General features: G+C 66.4%; 22 protein-coding genes. 10 read left to right on the top strand and 12 right to left on the bottom strand.

The window, feature by feature from the left end:
- Complete coding sequence (locus ACYQ6W_RS18770) at positions 1 to 942, top strand: ABC transporter substrate-binding protein (RefSeq protein WP_459677477.1); 942 nt, start codon at positions 1 to 3, stop codon at positions 940 to 942.
- A 40-nt stretch (positions 943 to 982) separates the two neighbouring features.
- Here the strand turns inward: ACYQ6W_RS18770 and ACYQ6W_RS18775 are convergent, their stop codons facing one another.
- The 4 genes from ACYQ6W_RS18775 to ACYQ6W_RS18790 form a co-directional block, all read right to left on the bottom strand.
- Positions 983 to 1,735 (bottom strand): SDR family NAD(P)-dependent oxidoreductase, encoded by a 753-nt coding sequence (locus ACYQ6W_RS18775; protein WP_459677478.1) that lies wholly within the window; start codon positions 1,733 to 1,735, stop codon positions 983 to 985.
- A gap of 58 nt (positions 1,736 to 1,793) precedes the next feature.
- Complete coding sequence (locus ACYQ6W_RS18780) at positions 1,794 to 2,666, bottom strand: EcsC family protein (protein WP_459677479.1); 873 nt, start codon at positions 2,664 to 2,666, stop codon at positions 1,794 to 1,796.
- Between the two features lie 71 nt (positions 2,667 to 2,737).
- Positions 2,738 to 4,114: a PI-PLC domain-containing protein gene (locus tag ACYQ6W_RS18785; RefSeq protein WP_459677481.1), complete on the bottom strand. Its 1,377-nt coding sequence runs from the start codon at positions 4,112 to 4,114 to the stop codon at positions 2,738 to 2,740.
- Between the two features lie 173 nt (positions 4,115 to 4,287).
- Positions 4,288 to 5,574 (bottom strand): Zn-dependent hydrolase, encoded by a 1,287-nt coding sequence (locus ACYQ6W_RS18790; protein WP_459677482.1) that lies wholly within the window; start codon positions 5,572 to 5,574, stop codon positions 4,288 to 4,290.
- Positions 5,575 to 5,656: 82 nt separating this feature from the next.
- On the opposite strand from ACYQ6W_RS18790, the gene ACYQ6W_RS18795 reads away from it, so the two are divergent.
- The 3 genes from ACYQ6W_RS18795 to ACYQ6W_RS18805 all read left to right on the top strand — a co-directional run bounded on the left by ACYQ6W_RS18795 (position 5,657) and on the right by ACYQ6W_RS18805 (position 8,946).
- Positions 5,657 to 7,060, top strand: coding sequence for an aspartate aminotransferase family protein (locus ACYQ6W_RS18795; RefSeq protein ID WP_459677483.1), 1,404 nt, complete (start codon positions 5,657 to 5,659; stop codon positions 7,058 to 7,060).
- An 86-nt stretch (positions 7,061 to 7,146) separates the two neighbouring features.
- Positions 7,147 to 8,196, top strand: a complete 1,050-nt coding sequence (locus ACYQ6W_RS18800; RefSeq protein ID WP_459677484.1) for an aldo/keto reductase — start codon at positions 7,147 to 7,149, stop codon at positions 8,194 to 8,196.
- A 357-nt stretch (positions 8,197 to 8,553) separates the two neighbouring features.
- Positions 8,554 to 8,946, top strand: coding sequence for a hypothetical protein (locus tag ACYQ6W_RS18805; protein ID WP_459677485.1), 393 nt, complete (start codon positions 8,554 to 8,556; stop codon positions 8,944 to 8,946).
- 66 nt (positions 8,947 to 9,012) lie between these two features.
- Here ACYQ6W_RS18805 and ACYQ6W_RS18810 read toward each other — a convergent pair whose 3' ends face one another.
- From ACYQ6W_RS18810 to uxuA, 3 genes are read right to left on the bottom strand one after another with little or no spacing between them, the layout of a single operon-like run.
- Positions 9,013 to 9,501 (bottom strand): hypothetical protein, encoded by a 489-nt coding sequence (locus tag ACYQ6W_RS18810; protein ID WP_459677486.1) that lies wholly within the window; start codon positions 9,499 to 9,501, stop codon positions 9,013 to 9,015.
- A 31-nt stretch (positions 9,502 to 9,532) separates the two neighbouring features.
- Positions 9,533 to 10,996 (bottom strand): MFS transporter, encoded by a 1,464-nt coding sequence (locus ACYQ6W_RS18815; RefSeq protein WP_459677487.1) that lies wholly within the window; start codon positions 10,994 to 10,996, stop codon positions 9,533 to 9,535.
- Between the two features lie 43 nt (positions 10,997 to 11,039).
- Positions 11,040 to 12,245: a mannonate dehydratase gene (gene uxuA, locus ACYQ6W_RS18820; protein WP_459677488.1), complete on the bottom strand. Its 1,206-nt coding sequence runs from the start codon at positions 12,243 to 12,245 to the stop codon at positions 11,040 to 11,042.
- Positions 12,246 to 12,386: 141 nt separating this feature from the next.
- Between uxuA and ACYQ6W_RS18825 the strand changes: the two genes are divergently transcribed.
- Positions 12,387 to 13,076, top strand: coding sequence for a GntR family transcriptional regulator (locus ACYQ6W_RS18825; protein WP_459677490.1), 690 nt, complete (start codon positions 12,387 to 12,389; stop codon positions 13,074 to 13,076).
- 45 nt (positions 13,077 to 13,121) lie between these two features.
- On the opposite strand, the gene ACYQ6W_RS18830 is transcribed toward ACYQ6W_RS18825, so the two are convergent.
- The 4 genes from ACYQ6W_RS18830 to ACYQ6W_RS18845 are packed head-to-tail and all read right to left on the bottom strand — an operon-like array spanning position 13,122 to position 16,848.
- Complete coding sequence (locus ACYQ6W_RS18830) at positions 13,122 to 13,526, bottom strand: DUF2177 family protein (RefSeq protein ID WP_459677492.1); 405 nt, start codon at positions 13,524 to 13,526, stop codon at positions 13,122 to 13,124.
- Positions 13,527 to 13,538: 12 nt separating this feature from the next.
- Positions 13,539 to 14,750 carry a class I SAM-dependent methyltransferase gene (locus tag ACYQ6W_RS18835; RefSeq protein ID WP_459677493.1) on the bottom strand — a complete coding sequence of 404 codons (1,212 nt, stop codon included), beginning with the start codon at positions 14,748 to 14,750 and terminating at the stop codon, positions 13,539 to 13,541.
- Complete coding sequence (locus ACYQ6W_RS18840; protein ID WP_459677495.1) at positions 14,747 to 15,517, bottom strand: DUF1365 domain-containing protein; 771 nt, start codon at positions 15,515 to 15,517, stop codon at positions 14,747 to 14,749. Before ACYQ6W_RS18840 ends, ACYQ6W_RS18835 begins: the two co-directional genes overlap by 4 nt.
- A complete protein-coding gene (locus ACYQ6W_RS18845; protein ID WP_459677497.1) occupies positions 15,514 to 16,848 on the bottom strand; it encodes an NAD(P)/FAD-dependent oxidoreductase in 1,335 nt (444 codons plus the stop codon). The genes ACYQ6W_RS18840 and ACYQ6W_RS18845 overlap by 4 nt, the downstream gene beginning before the upstream one ends.
- A gap of 100 nt (positions 16,849 to 16,948) precedes the next feature.
- On the opposite strand from ACYQ6W_RS18845, the gene ACYQ6W_RS18850 reads away from it, so the two are divergent.
- From ACYQ6W_RS18850 to ACYQ6W_RS18870, 5 genes are read left to right on the top strand one after another with little or no spacing between them, the layout of a single operon-like run.
- Entirely contained in the window at positions 16,949 to 17,566 is a 618-nt protein-coding gene (locus ACYQ6W_RS18850) for a sigma-70 family RNA polymerase sigma factor (RefSeq protein ID WP_459677498.1), read from the top strand.
- A complete protein-coding gene (locus tag ACYQ6W_RS18855) occupies positions 17,563 to 18,198 on the top strand; it encodes a ChrR family anti-sigma-E factor (protein ID WP_459677500.1) in 636 nt (211 codons plus the stop codon). Before ACYQ6W_RS18850 ends, ACYQ6W_RS18855 begins: the two co-directional genes overlap by 4 nt.
- A gap of 3 nt (positions 18,199 to 18,201) precedes the next feature.
- The gene (locus tag ACYQ6W_RS18860; protein WP_459677501.1) at positions 18,202 to 19,089 is read left to right on the top strand and encodes an alpha/beta hydrolase; all 888 of its coding nucleotides are present in this window, start codon (positions 18,202 to 18,204) and stop codon (positions 19,087 to 19,089) included.
- A complete protein-coding gene (locus tag ACYQ6W_RS18865) occupies positions 19,086 to 20,111 on the top strand; it encodes an SAM-dependent methyltransferase (RefSeq protein WP_459677503.1) in 1,026 nt (341 codons plus the stop codon). Before ACYQ6W_RS18860 ends, ACYQ6W_RS18865 begins: the two co-directional genes overlap by 4 nt.
- The gene (locus tag ACYQ6W_RS18870) at positions 20,108 to 20,890 is read left to right on the top strand and encodes a DUF1295 domain-containing protein (protein ID WP_459677504.1); all 783 of its coding nucleotides are present in this window, start codon (positions 20,108 to 20,110) and stop codon (positions 20,888 to 20,890) included. The genes ACYQ6W_RS18865 and ACYQ6W_RS18870 overlap by 4 nt, the downstream gene beginning before the upstream one ends.
- Positions 20,891 to 20,923: 33 nt before the next feature.
- Here ACYQ6W_RS18870 and ACYQ6W_RS18875 read toward each other — a convergent pair whose 3' ends face one another.
- A complete protein-coding gene (locus tag ACYQ6W_RS18875) occupies positions 20,924 to 21,688 on the bottom strand; it encodes an SDR family oxidoreductase (protein WP_459677506.1) in 765 nt (254 codons plus the stop codon).
- Positions 21,689 to 21,715 lie beyond the last annotated feature (27 nt).

The following is a 21,715-nucleotide window of genomic DNA, read 5'->3' on the forward strand; positions in this document are numbered from 1 at the left end:
ATGTTGAAGAAGACCCTGCTTGCCGCCGGTGCCGCCTGTCTGGCGCTTGCAGCCCGCAGCCCTGACGCCTCCGCGAAAGACCTCACCTCGATCGGCATCAGCGTGGGCTCGCTCGGCAATCCCTATTACGTGGCGCTGGTGAAGGGCGCCGAGGCCGAGGCCAAGAAGATCAACCCGCAGGTGCAGGTCACCACCGTCTCCTCCGACTACGATCTCAACAAGCAGTTCAACCAGATCGACAGCTTCATCGCCAAGGGCGTGTCCATGATCCTGGTCACCGCCGCCGACCAGCATGCCATCGCGCCGGCGATCGCCCGCGCCCATGCCGCCGGCATCGTCGTCGTCGGTGTCGACGTGAACGCCGAAGGCGCGGACGCCGTGGTACAGACGAACAACGTGCAGGCCGGCGAAATCGCCTGCCAGTTCCTGGCCGACACGATCGGCCACAAGGGCGACGTCATCATCGAGAACGCCGATCAGGTCTCCGCCGTCATCGACCGTGTCAACGGCTGCCATAGCGTTCTGAGCCACTACCCCGACATCAAGATTCTCAGCGACAACGAAAACGCGAAGGGCTCCCGCGATGGCGGCTTCGCGATCGCGCAGGGCTATTTCGTGCGCTATCCCAAGATCGACGGCATCTTCACGGCGAATGATCCCGAGGCGATCGGCACGCAGCTCGCCGCGAAGCAAGCGGGCCGCGACAAGGGACTGGTCATCACCTCGGTCGACGGCGCGCCCGATATCGTCGCGGAGTTGAAGACGCAATCCGCCATTCAGGCCTCCGCCTCACAGGACCCCTTCACCATGGGCGAAATCGGCGTGAAGACCGGCTACGACATCATGAACGGCAAGCCGCCGGCGCAGCGCACCACCCTGATGGCGCCGAAGCTGATCACGCGGGACAATGTGGCCAGCTACATCGGCTGGACGCAACACTAGTTCGAAACGAAGGGCGCGGGGGTTGCCGCGCCCTGCTGCCTCAGAACTGCACGCCGCGGGTGAGCGCGCCATCCACCACCAGATTGGTACCGGTGATGAAGCTCGCGGCGGGGCTCGCCAGGAAGACGGCGGCCCGCGCCATCTCCTCCGGCCGGCCCATGCGGCCGGTGGGGTTGAGGGCGAGCGCCTCGGCAAAGAGCGCCGGCATCTCGCGCTCGATCTTCTCCCAGACACCGCCCGGGAAATAGGTATTGCCGGGGGACACGGTGTTCGCCCGGATGTTCTTCGGCGCCAGCTGGAAGGCGAGGCCCTGGGCATAATGAATCAGCGCGGCCTTGAAGGCGCCGTAGGGGCCGGCCGCGAAATCCACTTCTCGCCCCGAGACGCTGGAGATGATGACGATCGCGGCAGCCTCCGACTTTTCCAGCCAGGGCATCGCGGCATCGACGAGGCCCACCGTACCCATGATGTCGGTCTCGAAGCCGGCCTTCCAGGCAGCGGCATCCCGCGAGACGGCGAGCGCGCTGACATTGGGCACCAGAATGTCGAGCCCGCCCAAGGCTTCGGCAGCCGCTTGGGCAAAGGCCGTCAGCGCCTCGGGGTCGGAGACGTCCACCGCCTGACCGAAGTGGCCGTCACCGAGCTTCGCCACCGTCTCGGCCACTTCGGTGGCGTTGCGCGCGCAGAGCGCGACCTTGGCACCTTCCGCTGCGAGCAATTCGGCGATGGCCCGGCCGATGCCCTTGGTGCCACCGGTGACGAGCGCCTTCTTGCCTGCAAGACCGAGATCCATTCTGCGTCCTCCTTCGCGTGCATGAACGACCAGCGCCCATGCAAGCGAGCGGCCAGCCTCAGCTCACCTCCGCCGGCATGGGGGGCAGTTGCGTCAGAGGGGCCGACGCGCGGCGGGGACGGGTCTGGCGGCGCGCCCGCTCCTGCTCCACCATCCGGTCCATGCAGGCCCGCACCTGGGCGGGATCATAGCGACGCTCCACCGCGCGGAGGGTGAAATGCACCCGCGCCATCTGCTGGTAATAGTCCATGAAGGCATAGTTGAGGGCGCCGCCGGTCGCAGCCCCCACCACGGGCACCAGCCGCGAGAGGAATTTCCGGCTGAAATTGAGCCCGAGGGTCGCCGCCACCTGGCGCAGGAAGCCGTCGATCGCGAGGTTGGAAAGCGCGGCGCGCGCCGCCCAGTAGCCCGCCTGGCCCTCGGGTCCGTCGCGATGCTCGGAGAGCGCGAAGACCTCGAGGCAGGCGCGCCGGCCCTCCTCCGTCTCCGGGTCTTCGCCATAGCTGCGGGCGATGCCGGCGATGGAGCGCAGCATGAGGCCCGTGGTCAGCGGGATGTCCAGCACCATGCCGGGGACGCCCATGAAGCCCGTGGCTGCACCGCTGATGGTGCTGAGCAGCTTGTGGCGGCGGCCGGCGGCGGTGGCGGCCACCTCCTCGGCCAGCGCCACCGTGTCCATGCCGCGGGTCGATGCGTCATAGAGCCGCGCCAGGCTGAGTTCGACCAGCTTGCGGGCGCTGAAGGCGCTGTTGTTGAGCAGGAAGCGCCCGGCGGCGTTCACCAGGCCTTCCGTCTGATCGCCCAGGAAGCTGCCCATGCGGAAGGCGAGCCCTTTTTCCGCCACCAGGATGCGCGCGGCCTCCCGCATCCGGTCCAGATCGACCGGCGCGATGCCGGTGCAGGCGTTGCCCAGATCCTCGCTGTCACTCATCCCACTCATCCCCGGTCTCCCTCATCCCCCTTCATGTAGGGCAAAGATGGCGGAGAGGGAGGGGCGCGCGTTTATGACACGCCGGCCGCCGCCTTGCGGGTGATGGCGAGGGCGAGGGCGGTCGGAACGGTGTCTCGAACCTCGTCCATGTAAAGAACGTTGGGGAAGGTCTGTTTGGTAACCTTCGGCCACAATTTCTCGACCAAGAGGGCGTTCAGCTTGGCGGCCTGCCCTCTTAGGTCCCAGCCGAAGGCATCGATTGCGATAGAGGGGCCACCAAGACCGGGGAGTAATTTTGAAGCTGTGATTGCAATTGTGCTCAATGTTCCAAAAGTCAGCGTCCATGAAATGATAAAAAATATTGAAGTAGGCGCGCTTCTTTCTTCTGTCATTTTATGCAGTTGGTCGGCGATGACTTCATCGAAATCTTGCTTCTCGGCATAGCGGTCATAAACCGGGAAAAGGCTCGCCGGGTAAATACCCTTGGCGCCATGGCGGCCGATATCCACACCCGTGCCTGCATCGGCGACGATAAGCACGCAGGCTTTTCCGCCGCCGATGTAGTCCTGCAGACACTTCCGGGTGAGGTCACCCGCAGGCTCCCCGGATTTGAAGAAGAAGCGATCGTTGATCTTCTCCAACTCGCCCACCAGCCTGTCCCACTCGCCCTGAGTGAAGTCCGTATAGTCCCTGCCGACATCGGTATTGTACGCGTGAGAGAGAGACAGAATGACGAGTTCTTTGTTATCTTTTGTGAACCTGTTGAGGTTTTCGATGACCTCCTGGATCGATTGACCGCGTGCCCCCTGCCAACTGTCGATTTTCGGGACAAGAGAATAGTGCCCGGTATGAAAATTGCCCCCGCCGATGATGGGACGAATATCGAAATATCGCACACCTTTCACGAGTTGCGCGTAGATATCCAGCGTCTGATTCTGGGTGGTCTGCGGAACCGCGTAAGCGGTTCCGTCCACAAGCTTGCTCATGCCCGCGTCATGGCTGCCCGGCATGCAGATTTCACGCAGCGTTCTTCTGCCTAGCCAGGACAGGTTCTTCTGCATCCAGTCGGCGGGCGTTTCATTGCAGACGAAACCCTCGCTTCCCCCGCTGAGGATGAAGGGTGTTACGCCATCATGACGCCAGCCGAGCTTGGTGACGTCGCCAGTGGATTTGCCTTGGGGCACCAGGTCTCGCCACACTGCCTGGAGCCCGAAGCCACCCCTCGCCCTCGCCTGGATCTCGAAGGACCGCGTTTTCCCATCGATCGTGAGTGTATAGACAACTTCGCCCGCATCGTCCGCTTTGGTGTTGAAGACGCCCTCATCCCACTCAACATAGACAGGTGCGTGCTGCCCCGCCTTGATGGTTTCCAGAAATGACCAGCTTTTCATCTGGTAGGAATGCTGGTGGGTTTTCTGCCAATCATACGCCGTCGCGTTGATCAGCATGAGTTGACCGCCTTGGCCCATGACCTGCTCCCCGCTTGAATGATGGAGACCCCCGCGGACGATGCGGTGGCAGGAGCCTCCTCCCGAGACGGTCAGGTTCGCCGAAGGGACATTCGTACTGCAAGCGAAATATTATGACTTCGTTCAGATGTCATCAAGCTGAGAAGCCAGGGTCACCCTGCCCGCGCCAGCACCCAGCGGCTGATGACATCACAGGCGGCGTCGAAATCCTCCATCCGCATAGCCTCGCGCGGATTGTGGCTGCCGTGCTGGTTGCGCACGAAGAGCAAGCAGGCGGGAATGCCCGCCTGGGCGAAGGCCGCCGTGTCATGCCCGCCGCCCGAGAGCATGCGGCGGTAGGGCACGCCCGCCGCCTCGGCCGCCTGCCCAAGTTCCTGCTGGATCACGGGGTCCATCGCGCTCGCCGCACTGCCGCTCTCGGGGCCAAGGTCGAAGCGCACGCCGCGGCTCTGCTCGATCTCCCCCACCAGACGGATTAGCGCGTCATGCAACAGATCGACGCTCGCGCGGCTCTCGCTCCGCATGTCGAGCTGGAAATGGGCTTCGCCGGGGATGAGGGTGAAGCCAGCCTCGGGCGCCGTCGCCAGCACGCAGAAGGTGCAGACGAGTGCATGACCCTCGGCCTCGAGCTTCGCCCATTCGGCGTCCAGCCGATAGGCGAGTTCGGCCAGCGCAATGGCGGCATCGCGCCGCAGCCGGCGGGGCGTCGCGCCCGAATGGTTGTATTCGCCGAAGACGCGGGCGGCGCGGTAGCGGCGGGAGCCCGGAATGCCGGTGACGATGCCCAAGGGGATCTCGGCCTCGTCCAGCAGCGGTCCCTGCTCGATGTGGAGTTCGATGAAGGCTGCGACCCCGGCCGGTGTCAGCGCCGGCTGTCCCGCCCGCACGGAATCCGGGTCGAAGCCTTCCTCAGCCATATGGTCGGCGAGCGTTCGCCCGTCATCCATGCGCGGCGTGTCCAGCGCCTCCGCCGGCAGGCGGCCGAGGGCGGCGCGGCTGCCGACATAGCTCACCGGGAACCAGGACCCCGCCTCTTCCGAGCGGATGAGCATCACCGTCACCTCCCTCTGCGGCTGAAAGCCGGCGCGGGCGAGACCGGCCACCACCGCAAGCCCCGCCAGCACGCCGGCCGCGCCATCGTAATTGCCGCCGGACTTCACGCTGTCGAGATGGCTGCCGATGACGAGCTGGGGCAGCGCCGGGTCCGCCCCTCGGAGCGTGAGATACATGTTGCCGGCATGGTCGGTGCGGATGGCGAGGCCGAGCGCCTCGGCTTCCGCGCGGACCAGGGCATGCGCCGCGGTCTCCTTCGGGCCATAAGCCTCCCGCGTAATCCCCACCCCATCGAAGCTCATCTCATGCAGCGCCTGAAACAGCCGGGGGGCAATCGCGCGGTCCGGCAGCAGGTTAGGACGATGGGGGCTCGGCTCTGTGCTCATGGGAGAAACTTGTGCCCCGGCCCTTCCCCCGGCTCAAGCACCGGCTCATCATGGGAGGAACATCTTCGTGGAGCACCCGACCATGACCCCACCTTCCCGGCTCAATTCCCTCGCGGCGCGCGACGTGGCAAGCGTCTTCCACCCCTATACGGACCAGGTGGCCCATGCCGAGAACGGGCCGGTGGTCATCGCGGGCGGCCAGGGCGTGCGGGTAACGGACGACGCCGGCAAATCCTATATCGACGTGGTGGCCGGGCTGTGGTGCGCGGCCCTCGGCTTCTCCAACGAGCGCCTTGTGAAGGCGGCCGAAAAGCAGATGCGGGCGCTCCCCTTCTACCACGCCTTCGCCTCCAAATCGCATGAGCCGATGATCGAGCTGTCGGAGATGCTGCTGGCCCGCGCGCCGGTGCCGATGAGCCGGGTCTTTTTCTGCAACTCGGGATCGGAAGCGAACGATACCGCGGTAAAGATGATCTGGTACTACAACAACGCCCGCGGCCTGCCGCAGAAGAAGAAGATCATCAGCCGCATCAAGGCCTATCACGGGGTGACGGTGGCCTCCGCCTCGCTCACCGGCCTGCCCTACAACCACAAGTCCTTCGACCTGCCGATCGCCGGCATCCTGCATACGATGACGCCGCATTTCTACCACGGCGCCGAGCCGGGCGAGACCGAGGAACAGTTCGCCAGCCGCTGCGCCGAAGAGTTGGAGAAGCTGATCCTCGCCGAAGGGCCGGAGACCATCGCCGCGATGTTCGCCGAGCCCATCATGGGCGCGGGCGGCGTGCTCATCCCGCCCACGAGCTACTTCCCGAAAATCCAGGCAGTGCTGAAGAAGTACGACATTCTTCTGGTCGCCGACGAAGTGATCTGCGGTTTCGGCCGCACCGGTAACTACTGGGGCTGCCAGACGCTGTCCGTGGAGCCCGACATCCTGACCTGCGCCAAGGCGCTGTCCGCCGCCTATCTGCCGATCAGCGCCGTTCTAGTGAATGCCAAGGTCTATGACGCGATCTCGGATGAAAGCCACAAGCTCGGCACCTTCGGCCATGGCTACACCTATTCAGGCCATCCGGTGGCGGCCGCCGTCGCCGTGGAGACGCTGAAGATCTACGACGAGCTGAACATCCTTGATCATGTGCGCGAGGTCGGCCCCTATATGCAGGCGGAGCTGCGCCGCCGCTTCGCCGAGCACCCGCTGGTGGGCGAGGTGCGCGGCACCGGGCTGATCGCGGCCATCGAACTGGTGGAGAACAAGACGACGCACCAGAACTTCGACCCGTCCCGCCGGGTGGCGGCACGCACCGCGAAACATCTGGAAGGCTTCGGCGTGATCGGCCGGCCCCTGCCGGGTGATGGCCTCGCCTTCTCCCCACCCCTCATCATCACCAAATCCGAGATCGACGAGGTGCTGGAAGCCGTGGAAAAGGCGCTGGCCGCGATCACCCAGGATCTGCGGGGCGAGGGCTTTTCCGCCTCCGCCTGACGCGTTACCTTCCCGCTGCACCCGGCGCCTTCCGGCGCCGGGTTTTCTCTGACGACCTGCCAACGACAATTCATAAGGATCAGCCCGTGGCGGAATACCGCTCGCTGGGCCGCACGGATTTGCGCGTGTCGGCCATTTGCCTCGGCACCATGACCTGGGGCCAGCAGAATACCGAGGCCGAGGGCCATGCCCAGATGGACATGGCGCTGGATTACGGCATCAACTTCTTCGATACCGCCGAGATCTATTCGATCCCGCCGAAGGCGGAGACGCAAGGCTCGACCGAGCGGATCATCGGCAACTGGTTCAAGAGCCGCGGCAACCGCGACCGTATCATCCTCGCCTCCAAAGTAGCCGGGCGCGGCAACAGCTATTTGCGGCCGGACGGCCAGCCGACACGGCTGGACCGCGCCAATATCCGCCACGCCATCGAAGGCTCGCTGACGCGGCTGCAGACGGATTACATCGACCTCTACCAGCTGCATTGGCCGGACAGGCCGGTGGCGTTGTTCGGCAATGAGGGCAACAACTACCGGGACCTCGGTCTCGGCGATTCCGTGCCCTTCGAGGAGACGCTTGGCGCGCTGCAGGAACTGGTGACGGAGGGTAAGATCCGCCACATCGGCCTCTCCAACGAAACCGCCTGGGGGACGATGAAGTTCCTGGCGGCCGCCGAGGCCGGGCACGGGCCGCGCGTCGTCTCCATCCAGAACGCCTATAACCTGGTCAATCGCACCTACGAGACCGGGCTTGCCGAAATCGGCATGCGCGAGGATGTCGGGCTGCTGGCCTATTCACCGCTGGGCCAAGGCTATCTCACGGGCAAATACCAGAAGGGCGCCCGCCCACCCGGCGCCCGCACCACGCTTTTCGAGCGCGGCCAGCGCTACGAGAAACCGGGCGTGGAGGAGGCGATCGACGCCTATATGGCACTCGCCGCCGAATTCGGGATGGATGTGACGACGCTCAGCCTCGCCTTCGTCACCACCCGACCCTTCGTCACCTCCAACATCATAGGCGCGACTTCGCTGGAGCAGCTGAAGGTGGCTTTGGACTCCGAGGCCGTGACCATCTCATCGGAGTTGGAGACGCGCATCAACGCCCTCTTCCAGATCCACGGTAGCCCGGCGCCTTAAGAATTTCCGTGTCGGTGGCCCCTCCTCATGCTGCGGAGGGGCTTTACGAAAGGCGCAACCCTTCTCACCCTCCGCTGCGTCACAGACCTTCCGCGGTTGAACCAGGCGATGATGGTATTCCTCGGCCTGACAGCCCCCCCCAAAGGCGTGGCTCCCGAGCACACGATTAAACCAGGTCGCATGGTGCGGTAGATACGTCAAAAAATAACGCGGCTCCTTCGGCGCCGCTTCAATACTGTCATCAACTTCACAACTTGACGATTTGGATCGTCAAACCAGTTCCTCCTGGAGGAGGTCGCAGTTTCGTGAGCCCCATGAGGGGACTCGGCGTACCTCACGAAAAAAGGAGGAGAGACGATGGGCTATCGGATTGGTCTTCTTGCGCTCGGTCTGTCGATCGGCTGTGCCGGCAGTGCTTTCGCCCAGGCAACCCCAACGGCCGACCAGATCGACATGCTGCACAAGGCCGCGGCGAACCAACTCGGCGTGCTCGAATACTGCCAAGCGCAGGGGAACACGGATGGTGCGGCGGTTGCCGCCCAGAAGGCACTGATGACCAAGCTGCCGGGCTCCAGCAGCAATACCGATGATGCGGAGGCACTCGGCAAGCAGGGCACCGTTTCGGTGAACGGTAACACCCTGACGCTGGCGAGCGCAGCGGAGACGCAGAAGACGACGGTCGCCGCCCTCTGCAAGCAGATGGCCGACACCGTGGTGCAGACCGCCAAGATGTCGGGCGTCACCCAGTAACCTGGCCGGTGGACGGCGGCCCCGCCTATCGGTCCGTCGTTCACCGACCGCGGTCGGATCACAGCATCATCCGTGCATCCCGGCGCAATGCCGGAAGGCCGGCAGCACGGTCGCGAAGCCCGAGAGCGGGACATGCACCGGCATGCCAGGGAAGATCGTCACCGTCAGTGCAGAGGCCTGAAGCATGGCCGCGAGCAGCGACGGGAGAGACGCCGCGTCGATGGGCGCAAGCGCGGTATTGGCACTGGCCCTGACCACCGGAAAAGCTGCCTGTTGCGCGCCCAGCGTGAGGCGAAGCGTGCCCTGCATCGCCTTCGGCAAATCCCAATGGGCATTGGCGACCATCAGGGCATAGCCACGCGCATCGCTGCGAATGGCGACGGCGGCGGCCGGCGCCACGATCATGCAGCCGCCCAGCACGCCCGCAGCCGGGTCCTGCACCACCACCGCCCAGGAGCCGGCCTGGGCCAGCGGATGGCGCAAGGCTTGCGCATCCGCCGGGCCGATCCGCAGGAGCAGGAGAGCCGTAAGCCAGGCAACCGACCACGAGCGCATGGGCGTCTCGCTCCGTCCTGCCAGGCCGCGACTACACCCCCTTCACCTCCGCCGCCCGGCCGATGGCGGCCGTCGTGGCGCCGGCCTCGGCCGCCGCATCCTCCGTATCCACATAGCCATAGACCTCCGGCAGGATGAACTTCGCCGCTAGGAAGCCGATGAGAGAGAGGATGGAGACCACGAAGGTGGCGCCGGCCTTGCCGAAATGCGCGCTCACCACGGGGAAGACGAAGGCGCCGAAGAAGGACGCCGCCTTGACGAAGACATAGCCGAAGCCCGAGGCGGTGGCCCGGAAGCGCGTGGGCGCCACCATCGAGACGATGGTCATGCCGTTCGACGCATCCCAGTAGTGGCCCCACATGAGGATGCAGGCGCCGACGACGATGAGGATCTTCACGTCATACTGGATGGCGAAGCCGCCGAGGATGAGGCCGCAAAAGGCAAGGCCGAAGCCCCATTGCGCGACCCCGCGATGGCCGATCTTCGGCAGCATGAGCGGCGCGACATAGCCCGAGACGGTGGCGAGGCAGAAGATCAGCGCGGTCACGATGTTCGTGCCGGTCACGTTGCCGCCATGCGAGACGCCGACGCCGCTGAGCACGAGGATGACGGGCAGGTAGAAGCCCCAGGCTGTGAACTCCGCCCCCTGGCAGGCATTGGAGATCCAGCCGAAGATGGTGGCGCGGCGCTTGATGGGATCGGCCCAGATCACCTTCAGGAAGTCGCCGATCTTGGGCTTGGGCAGCGTCACGTCCCGATCGGGCAGGATCTCCAGCGGATCATCGAAGAGCTGCTTCGACACGGCCTTGGCCTGCACGAACTTGCCGCGCTGCAGAAGGGAGAGCGGCGTTTCCGGCAGGTTGAGCCGTCCGATCAGCAGGATGACCGCGGGCACGGCCCCGAGCGCCAGCGCAAGCCGCCACAGCACCGCATGATCGATGCCGATGACGTAGAGGAAGGTGACGACGAGGATGGAGACCACCTCGCCCACGCCGAACATGAACTGCCAGCGGCTGCCCATCTCCTCGCGCTTGCCGCGGGACATGGACTCCATGATATAGGCATAGCCGTTGGAGATGTCGCTGCCGAGCGGGATGCCGAGCAGGAAGCGCACCAGCACGAGCTGCCAGATGCTCTGGACGAAGGCTTGCGCCAGCGCGAGAACGATGAACAGCACCATCGTGCCGATGAAGACCTTCTTGCGTCCGAAGCGATCCGCCACCATGCCGCCGAGGAAGGCGCCGATCAGCGCACCGCCCTGCACCGCCGCCATGGCAAGGCCGGTCTCCGCCGCCGTGGGGTGCAGATCGGTCTTGATGAAGATGAGCACGAAGGCAATGGCATAGAGATCCCAGGCTTCGATGAGGATCGTCGCGATCATCATCCAGCCACCTTGCGTGCTGGACAGCGTGCCCGGCTTGTTGAGCAGGGTCTGTGTTGCCTGGTCCGACAGGCGCCGCAACTCGTGCGGCGTCAAGGCGTCATCCTGGGTCATGGAGCCTCCCTGATATTCTTATGAGATGCCCTCTGGTTCGGGCTCATGCAGCCCGCACCAGAGGATAGTCCTTCAACGCCGCCACCGCCGTCATCACGCCCCTTAGCTCGGCGAGCCCCCGCAGCCGGCCGATGACGGGATAGCCCGGGAAGGTCGGCTTGCCGATGTCGTCGAGCAATTCATGCCCATGGTCGGCGCGCATCGGAATGGCCCAGTCCGGATCTCCGGCGGCCCGGCGGCGGGCGCCGGCCTCCATCAGAGCGGCGATGACCGGCACCATCGGCACATCGCCGCCGAGGTGATCAGCTTCCATGAAGGAGCCATCGGGCTCGTTGCGAACGTTACGGAGATGGGCGAACCAGGTGCGGTCGGCGAAGCGCCGCGCGATCGCCGGCAGATCGTTGGCAGGCCCCGCGCCGAGCGAGCCGGTGCAGAGCGTCAGACCATTGGCCGGGCTCGGCACGCCATCCAGAATGAAGGCGATGTCGTCCTCGGAGGAGACGACGCGGGGCAGGCCAAAGAGCGGCCGCGGCGGATCGTCCGGATGGATGCACAGCCGCAGGCCGAACTCCTCGGCCACGGGCACCACTTCACGGAGGAAACGCAGCAGATTGGCCCGGAGCGCCGCGCGGTCGACACCTTCGTAGCGGGCCAGCATGCGGCGGAGGCCCGCGACGTCGTAGCGATCATAGGCGCCAGGAAGGCCCGCCATGATGGCGCCGAGGAGGGTTGCGCGCTCGCTTTCCCCCGCACTCGCGAACCAGGCCCGCGCTTGCGCCATCACGGCCGGCGTGTATTCCGCCTCCGAGCCCGGCCGCTGCAGCATCAGACAATCGAAGGCCGCCATCTGGTGCGCGTTGAAGCGGAGCGCATTGCCGCCACGCGGCAGCGGCGCGCGCAGCTCCGTGCGCGTCCAGTCCAGCACCGGCATGAAATTGTAGCAGATCGTGCGCAGGCCCTGGCGCGCGAGGTTGCGGAGCGAATCCCGATAGGCGCCGAATAGCCGGTTGAGATCGCCGCTGCCGTGCCGAATGTCCTCATGCACCGGCAGGCTCTCCACCACGCGCCAGTGCAGGCCGAGACCGGCCTTCACGATCTGCGCCTGCCGCTCCGCAATCGCCTCGACGGACCAAACGGCGCCATAAGGAATGTCGTGCAAGGCGGTCACGATGCCGGTGGCGCCGGTCTGCGCCACCTGCGCGAGCGTCACGGCATCTTGCGGGCCGAACCAGCGCCAGGTTTCTTCCATCGACCCTCCCCCGCCGGGCGATCTGACGTGCCCTTGCGAACTACCATACCAGTTCGGTAGCAAGACACGGCCGCCCGGCGGGGTCAAGCTGCCGTGGCGCGCCGCCCCGTCTTGGGCCAAAACCTCTTCGAGAGGACCGACATGGATGAAACCCTAGCCCCCGGCACACCGGTGGGCGTGCAAGTGCGGCACATCCTGGAACGCCGCATCATCACCAACCTGCTGCCACCGGGCGCGCGCCTGTCCGAGAACGAGGTCTCGGCACAGCTCGGCGTCAGCCGTCAGCCGGTGCGCGAGGCACTGATCCGGCTGGCAGAAACCGGGCTCGTCCGCGTCCTGCCGCAGCGCGGCACGGTGGTGACGCGAATCTCGGTCTCTCAGGTTTCATCGGCCCGCTTCCTGCGCGAGGCGGCGGAGCGGGCCATCATCCGCGCCGCCGCGACCATGGCGACGCCGGAGACGATCGCCCAGATGCGCGGCCTTCTGACGGCGCAGGAAGAGGCGATAGCGCGCGGCGACCATGCCGCCTTCCTGGGGCTTGACGATGCGCTGCACCGGAGCTTCGCCGCCGCCATCGGCCATGAAGCCGTCTGGCATAGTCTGCAGACCATCAAGCAGCAGATGGACCGGGTGCGCTATCTGAGCCTTGCGGATGCAACACCGGTGGCGCGGCTCTTTGCCCAGCACGTGGCGATCGTGGATGCGCTGGCGGCGCGGGACGCCGAGGCCGCGGAGGACTGGATGCGACAGCATCTTGGCGAGATGCTGTCCTCCCTGCCCTGTCTCGTGGAGCGGATGCCCGACTATTTCGAGCCGGCGGCGCCGGCGTGAGGCACGCGCCACACCCGCGCGCCGCCGCTCAGGGAAGGCGTACCCTCAGCCGGTGATCCACTTCCAGGCCAGGCAGCCGGCGCCGGCGGCGGCCGCGGTGACGATGGCGCCCCAGCACAGATCGGAAAGCGTGATGACCGTCGGCCAGTTCTTGAGCGTCGCCTGGTTCGTCAGATCATAGGTGGCGTAAGCAACCAGGCCGAGCACCGCACCACGCGCGACGACGGGGCCGAGCTTCGGTGAGCCCGACCAGGGCGCGATGGCGAGGACCAGGATTCCGGCGATATAGATCAGGTAGAAGACCACCGCAGGGACCGGATTGACGGTCTCTGCCAGCAATCCGCGCAGCAGCGGCTTGTAGAGCCGCGGTCCCATCAGGCTGAGCCAGACCGCATCGAGCCCGAGGAAGACGACGAGGCTCGCGGCATAGGTGGTGACGATGGCCAACATGTGGGTGGGTCCTCAACCGTGCAGTTCGTACAGGCCGACGTCGATCGCGCCGGTGCGGAACCCGGCCTCGCAGTAGCAGAGATAGAAGAGCCAGAGACGGCGGAAACGCTCATCGAAGCCCATGGCCGTGAGCTTCGGCCAGGCGGCGAGGAAGCGGATGCGCCAGGCGGCGAGCGTGAGCGCATAGCTTTCGCCGAAATGACGCACGCGCCCGGGAACGAGCCCTGCCGCCTGCGCCGCTTTCGCGATGTGCGCTTTGGCCGGCAGCATGCCGCCGGGGAAGATGTGGCGCTGGATGAAATCGGGGCTCTCGCGATAATTGGCGAACCGCGCCGCCTCGATGGTGATGACCTGCAGTAGCGCACGGCCGCCCGGCTTGAGGCAGGACCGCAAAGTGGCGAAGTAACTCGGCCAATAGGCCTCGCCGACCGCTTCCATCATTTCGATGGAGACGATGCGGTCATACTGCCCCGTCTCCTCGCGATAGTCGCGAAGCGCCACCTGCACCTCGGCGTCGAGACCGGCGGCGGCCACGGCAGCCTCTGCATGGGCATGCTGGGCCGGGGAGATCGTGAGTGCCGTAACTTTCGCGCCGAGGCGGCCGAGCCGCATGGCGAGCGCGCCCCAGCCGCCGCCGATTTCCAGCACCTGCTGGCCAGGTTCGACATCCAGCCACTCCGCGATGGTCGCGAGCTTGCGCGCCTGCGCGGCCTCCAGGCTTTCCGAGGCAGTTTCATACAGGGCGGAAGAATAGAGCATGCTGGGGTCGAGCCAGGCCGCGTAGAAATCATTCCCGAGGTCGTAATGCGCCATGATGTTGCGCCGCGCGCCGGCGCGTGTATTGGCGTTCAGCCGGTGACGCAGGCGCCGCAGCAGCCGCAGCGGCCAAGGTGTCGCGTAGCGCCTGTCGAAATTCTGCGCGGCCAGGGTGAGAAAAGCCGTGAGATCCGGGCTTGACCAATCACCCCGCAGATAGCTGTCGGCGAAGGCTTCGTCGCCAGTCAGAATGAGGCTGCGGAGCGCACGCCAGCGGTGCAGCACCAGCGTCGCCTCGGGGCCCGGATGCGGCGCCGTCTGGTCGATGATCTGGCCGTCTGGAGTCACGCAGGTGAGCCGGCCGTAGCGCAGGCTGCGGACGGCGCGGCGCAGGAGAGCAAGCTGCCAGCGCCCGGAGCGGCGCGCGGGAAGGTGAAGCTCCGAAGGATACTGTCCGACCTGGCTCATGCGACAGACTCCGTCTCGGGCGCAGCGATGGTCACGGCTTGCGCGGGGGGCGGTGGGCAGCGGCGCAGCCGCAGACCCTTGGACCATAGTTTGAGCGCCTCCCAATGGATGGCGCCAATGATCTTGAAGCCGAGGAAGGGCATGGTGCAGGCCATGCGTAGCAAGGCCGCATCGGTGAGTGCCGCGCGGCGGCCCGCCATGGTGGCGCGCAGAACGACGCCGCTCTCATCCTCCACCGCGATGTGCAGGCCAAGCGAGTCATCCGGCGGATGCACCGAGAAGCGGTAGCGCAGCCCCATCTCCATGAAGGGCGAGACGAAGAAGGCTTTGGCGCAGGATTGCCGGATCAACCCGCCATCCGTGCCATCCGTCACCGGTACCAAATAGCTGTGCCTTTGGCCGAAGGTATTGTTCACCTCGTAGAGAATGGCGCCGAGGCGGCCCGCGGCGTCGCGGCAGAAATAGAGGCTGAGCGGATTGAAGGCATAGCCGAGGAAGCGCGGCACGGTCAGCAGCGAGACGGAGGCGCCGGCCTGCGCCATGCCGGCGCGCGCGAGCTCGCCCCGCACATAGCCGAGCACGTCGCCCGAACCGTCCCCATAATCCCGCAGGCGCAGGCTGAAGAGGCCGAAGCCGCCGCGCGCGAGGAGACGAAGCCGCGGCAGCTGCGCGAGATCGAGCAGGAGATAGGAGACGGCATAGCGCAGATGATGGCGGCGGGGCCGAAGGCGCGTATGCGTCACCAAGGTGCGGTAGAGGGCGTTCATGCCGCTTGCCGACCCTGGGCGGGCAGATGGATGCGGCCGGATTCAGAGGCCACCTGCCAGGGCCGGCGCACACCGCCCAGCGCTTCGGCGACCGCAAGCCCAGCCTGCAGCCCATCCTCATGAAAGCCCGCACCGAAATAGGCCCCGCAGAACCACAGCCGATCGGCGCCCTGGAGCGACCAGAGCGCCTGCTGCGCGCGCAGCGCCGCCACGTCGAAGACCGGATGCTCATAGCTCTGATGCAGAAGAGCGTCCCGCGGCGGCCGATCGGGATTGAGCGTGACGAACAGATCCCGCTCCGTCGCCAGCGGCTGCAGCCGGTTCATCCAATAGGTCACCGAAACATCGCCGCCGCCGCCGCGCCGGCCGAGATAGTTCCACGAGGCCCAGGCCGCCCGGCGGCTGGGCATGAAGGCCCGGTCGCGGTGCAGCCAGGCTTCGTTGCACGTGTAGCGGAAGGCGCCGAGCGTCCGTCGCTCATCCTCCCGCGGGTCCGCCAGAAGCTGCAGCGCGGTATCCGCGTGGCAGGCCAGCACCACGTCGTCGAAGAGTGCGCTGTCTCTGCCTGCATCCCGCACCAGCACGCCGGCCGCCTGTCGCTGCACGCGCACTGCGCCGCAGGCGATGCGCACCGTGCCGGCGAAGGCCGCGCGCAGCCGCCGGACATACTCACGCGATCCGCCCTGGACGGTGCGCCATACCGGCCGGCCGGCGATCTTGAGCAGGCCGTGGTTCTCGCAGAAGCGAATGAAGGCGGCGGCCGGCAAATCCCCGGCTTGTGCGGTGGGGCAGGACCAGACGGCGGCGATCATCGGATAGAGGTGATCCTCGATGAAGGCACGGCCATAGCGGCCGGCCCGCAGAAGATCCCGCAAGGGCATCTCCGTCCCTCGTGCCGCGGCTGGCGCTTCCCGATAGAAGCGCAACAGGTCCCGCAGCATGGCGTAGAAGCGGAAATTCACGAGGTTCCGCTTCTGCGCGAAAAGCCCGGCGAGGTCGCTGCCCGCATATTCCAGGGCACCCCCGTCGAGCGAGACCGAGAAGGACATGTCGCTCGGATGCGTCGGCACGTCGAGATGATGGAAGAGCGCGGTGAGGTTGGGATAGGCCGGCTCGTTATAGACGATGAAGCCGGTATCGACGGGGATGCCTTCGGCCTCCACCGTGTGGCTGTGGCCGCCGAGGCGCGGTTCCTTTTCGTAGAGCGTCACGTCATGGCGCTGCGCCAGTAGCCAGGCCGCAGAGAGCCCGGCGATACCGGCGCCAATGACGGCGATGCGCCGCTGCCCGCTGCCTTCGCTCACCATGTCGCCCTCGTTGTTTCTCTGCATCTTACGGGGCGTGTATCGGGGTGGATCACCCACGCGTCAAAAAAGCCACTTGCCGGATCGCCTTGTGATCCGACATCCACGAGGCCGCGTAGTAAGGTGCGTGAATGTCCCTGACCCCCTTCCCCGCCCGCTGCGCACGCGGGCCTTGTCGCCGGTGAGCGCGGCGGAGGCTGCACCTCCCACCGTGGAGACGCAAGCGGCGCTCATTCGGCGCGTGGCCGACCACAAGGACCGGCAGGCTTTTGCCCTGCTGTTCCGCCATTTCGCCCCCCGCGTGAAAGCCTATCTGTTGAAGAGCGCACTGAGCGCCGCCGCCGCCGAGGAATTGACGCAGGAGGTCATGCTGCGCCTGTGGCGCAAGGCCGAACAATTCGACCCGTCGCGCGCCGCACCGGCAAGCTGGATCTATGGCATCGCCCGCAACGCGCGGCTCGATCATCTGCGGCGGATCGCCCATCTGCCGCCCCCGCCGCTTGAAGAAGAAGGCCTGGAGCCTTGCGCCGAAACCGTGGCTTTGGCCGCCGAGCGGGACCAGCGCGTGAGCGCCGCCCTCGCCACGCTGACTGAGGAACAACGAACGATCTTGTCACTGTCGTTTTTTTCGGAACTGCCCCACTCGGCGATCGCCGAGCGGCTGAACCTGCCGCTTGGCACTGTCAAATCCCGCATCCGCCTGGGTCTCGCCCGGCTGCGCCTGCTTCTCGGGGATGCCGGATGATCAGCCATCACGTCACCGACGAGACCCTGGTGCGCTACGCCGCAGGCACCCTGCCTGCGGGCCTTGCCGTCGTCGTCGCGGCGCATCTCGAAACTTGCCCCGCCTGCACAGCATCCGCGCGCCGACTGGAAGCCGTGGGCGGTGCGCTGCTCGACGCGCTGCCGCCCGAGCCACTGGACGAGCGCGCCTTCAATCAGGTGCTGAGCCGGCTGGACGAAGCGCCCGCAGAACGCCTGCCTCAGCCGGTCCCGCCGCCGCAGGCGCGCCTGCCGCAAGGGATGCGGCTGCCGGCGGCGCTCAAGGGCGCGCGCGTCGGGCGCTGGTTCTGGGTCGGCCTCGGCATCCGCTATGCGCGGGTGCAACTGCCCTGGGCACCCGATCAGACGACGATGCTGTTGCGCGTGGCCGGCGGCCGACGCGTGCTGCACCACAGCCACGGCGGGGCCGAATTCACCCAGGTGCTGGCCGGCGCCTTCACCGACGAGACCGGGCACTACCAAGCCGGCGACATTGCCGAAGCGGATGAAAGCTGGGAGCACCAGCCGATCGCCGACCCGCAAGGCTGCCTCTGCCTCGCCGCGCTGGAGAACGGGTTGCGCCTGCCCTGGGTCAGCCGACTGCTGGGAGCCTGAGGCATGGGCTGGGCGCTCGGCCTCTCGCTCGGCGCCGCGGCCCTCCTGGCGGGCACGGCAGCCTTCGCGGCTCTCTCCCCCGTCACCGTCCTCAACCGGCTCGCCCCCGGTGATTTCGTGGTGACCCGCAGCCTCGCCTATGCGCCGGGCGACCGCGGCCGGCTCGATCTCTACGCGCCGAAGAAGGCGCACGACGCCCCCGTCGTCGTCTTCTTCTACGGCGGCAGCTGGCAGTGGGGCAGCAAGGCGATGTACCGCTTCGTCGGTGCGGCGCTGGCGGCGCGCGGGGTGGTGACCATCATCCCCGACTATCGCGTCTATCCCGAGGTGCGCTTCCCTGAATTCCTGCGCGATGGCGCAGCGGCGGTCGCCTGGGCGCATGACCATGCCGCGGCCTATGGCGGCGACCCCAGCCGCCTCGTTCTGATGGGCCACTCCGCCGGCGCCTATATCGCCGCCATGCTGGCGCTCAATCCGGCCTGGCTCGCCCCCCACGGCCTCTCCCCAGCCCATGACATCGCGGGCTTCGTCGGCCTCGCCGGCCCTTACGACTTCCTGCCGCTGACCGACCCCACGCTGAAGACGATCTTCGGGCCGCCCGCGACGCTTGCCCGCACGCAGCCGATCACCTTCGTGACCCCGCATGCACCGCCCGCGTTCCTGGCCGCCGGCCGCGGCGACCAGACCGTCGATCCCGGCAATACGACCCGCCTCGCCGCCCGGCTGACACAGGCCGGCGACCAAGTGGAGGTGCGGCTCTATCCGGGCCTGGATCATCGCACGCTGATCGGTGCGGTCTCCCCCTGGCTCAGCCTGCTCGGGCCGGTGCTGACCGACTGCCTCACCTTCATCCATGGCCTCCGGCCGCATACGCTGAGGAATGCCGCATGACGCTCGCGACCCAGATGGCCCAGGCGGCCGAACGGCTGCCGCTGCCGGACCCTCTGCTGCGCTTCGGCGTGCGCCAGCTGGTGGGCCGCACGCACCGGGAGCTGATGCGCACGCCACAACCCCTGGGCCGCTTCACAACCGCCATGGCGGCCCGCCCGATCGCCGAACACACGGACGAGGCCAATCGTCAGCATTACGAACTGCCGGCAGACTTCTTCGGCCTGATCCTGGGACCGCGGCGCAAATATTCCTGCTGCCTCTATCCCACGGGCCGTGAGACGTTGGCCGAAGCCGAATTGCATGCGCTGGAGGAGACGGCGGGCCACGCGCTGCTGGCGGACGGGCAGGAGATTCTCGAACTCGGTTGCGGCTGGGGCTCCCTCTCCCTCTTCATGGCCGAACGCTTTCCGGCGGCGCGCATCACCGCCGTATCTAATTCGGCGAGCCAGCGCCGCTTCATCGAGGGCGAAGCGGCACGGCGGGGTTTTGGCAATCTCCGCGTGCTGACCTGCGACATGAACGATCTCGCGCTCGACCAGCGCTTCGACCGCGTCGTCTCCGTCGAGATGTTCGAGCACATGGCCAACTGGGAGTCTCTGCTCACGAAGGTGCGCGGCTGGCTGAAGCCGGAGGGCTATCTCTTCGTCCATGTCTTCGCCCATGCGACGCAGCCCTATCGCTTCGAGCTGGAGAACGAGGCTGACTGGATCGCCCAGCATTTCTTCACCGGCGGCATCATGCCGAGCCACGAACTGATCGGCGCCTTCCCCACGCTCTTCACCCTGAAGCGGGACTGGCGATGGAGCGGCGTGCACTACCAGCGCACAGCGGAGGATTGGCTGCGCAACTACAATGCCGAGGCCCCGGCCATTCGCCGCATCCTCGACCAGGTCTATGGCGCGGATGCACCGCTGTGGTTCCGGCGCTGGCGGCTGTTCTTTCTCGCGACCTCCGGGCTTTTCGGCTATCGCGCGGGCGGCCCCTGGGGCGTGAGCCATTATCTGTTGCAGCCCGCGCCATGATCCTCTGCCTCTGGGCCGGCTGTGCCGTGACCCTCGCCATGCTGGGCGCCTGGGCGCTTCAGCGCGCCGTGGGCAATGCGGGATGGGTGGACGTGATCTGGACCGTCGCGACCGGGCTGGCGCTCGCGACTGTCGCACTTGCAGCACACGGCGTGGGCTGGCGGCAGGGGATGCTGACGGCGCTTCTGCTGATCTGGGCCGTGCGGCTCGGCGGCCATGTCGCCTACCGCGTCGCCACGGGCCCTGAGGATACACGCTACGCCCAGATGCGGCGCAGCGCGGGGGACCGCTTTCAGCGCTGGATGTTCGGGCTGATCATCGGCCAGGGACCGGTCACCGGCCTTCTCGCGCTTTCCGTCTATTGGGCCGCGGTGCAGCCCGCGCCGGGCTTGCGCATCGCCGACGGGCTCGGCGTGCTCATTCTCATCGGCGCGCTCGCGGGAGAGGCTCTGGCGGATCGCCAGTTGCAGCAGTGGCGTGCCGACCCCGCGAACCACGGCGGGATTTGCGAAGCCGGCCTCTGGGCCTTGTGCCGTCATCCGAACTATCTCTTCGAGGCGCTCGGCTGGATTGCCTATCCCGTCATCGCGCTCGATTTCGGCCGGCCGCTCACGATGCTGAGCCTGACCGCACCGGTGCTGATGTTCCTCGTCCTGCGCTATCTGACGGGCGTGCCGCCGGTGGAAGCCGCGATGCTGCAGCGGCGGGGAGACAGCTACCGCCGCTACCAGGCCCGGACGAATGCGATGTGGCCGCGTTTCTCCTACCGCAAGGTTTAGAGACGCGCGGCCTATCGGTCTGCGAAGGCGCGGTCAGGCGGCGACGGGAATAGGGTTCTCGATCATCGCCTGATTGAACCCATTGACCATCGCATGCTCGCCGGCGCCCGGATTGTCGCGGATGGCGCGGATCGCATCGACGATGATTTCCTCGTCATCGGTCGCGAGCTTCTCCATCGTATCCTTGATGAAGGCATCGAGCGGCATGGCGCGCGGATCGTCCGACTTATGCACGAGATCGGTGTTCACCCAGGGCGGCGCGATCTCTTGCACGCGGACGGAGGTGTTCCGCAGCATGAAGCGCTGGGACAGGGTGAAACTGTGCAGGGCGGCCTTGCCGGCGGAATAGACGGCGGTGGGAGCGAGCGGCACATAGGCCAGCACCGAGGTGTTGTTGATGATGACGCTGCGCGGCTGCGTCTTCAAATGCTCGATCAACGCTGAGCTCATGCGGATCGGCCCGAGCAGATTGGTCGTGAGGATGGACTGCGTCACCGCGTCATCCAATGGCTTCGAGACGTCGTCGAAGGGCATGATGCCGGCATTGTTGATCAGCACGTTGAGCTTCGGGAAGCGTTGGGTCAGTTCCTGCGCCGCGGCGGCGATGCTCGCCGCGTCGGCGATGTCGAAGCGGATCGACTCCATGCCGGGATGACGCGCGGTCAATTCGTCGAGCAATGCCTGGCGGCGGCCGGAAACGATGACCTTGTTGCCAAGTGCGTAAAAGGCCTCAGCGAGACCCCGGCCGATGCCGGAGGTGGAACCCGTGATGAAAACGGTGTTGTCGGTCAGTTGCATCTGCATGTGTCCAGATTGAGGATGAAT

The sequence above is a fragment of the Acidisoma sp. 7E03 genome, from assembly GCF_054665075.1.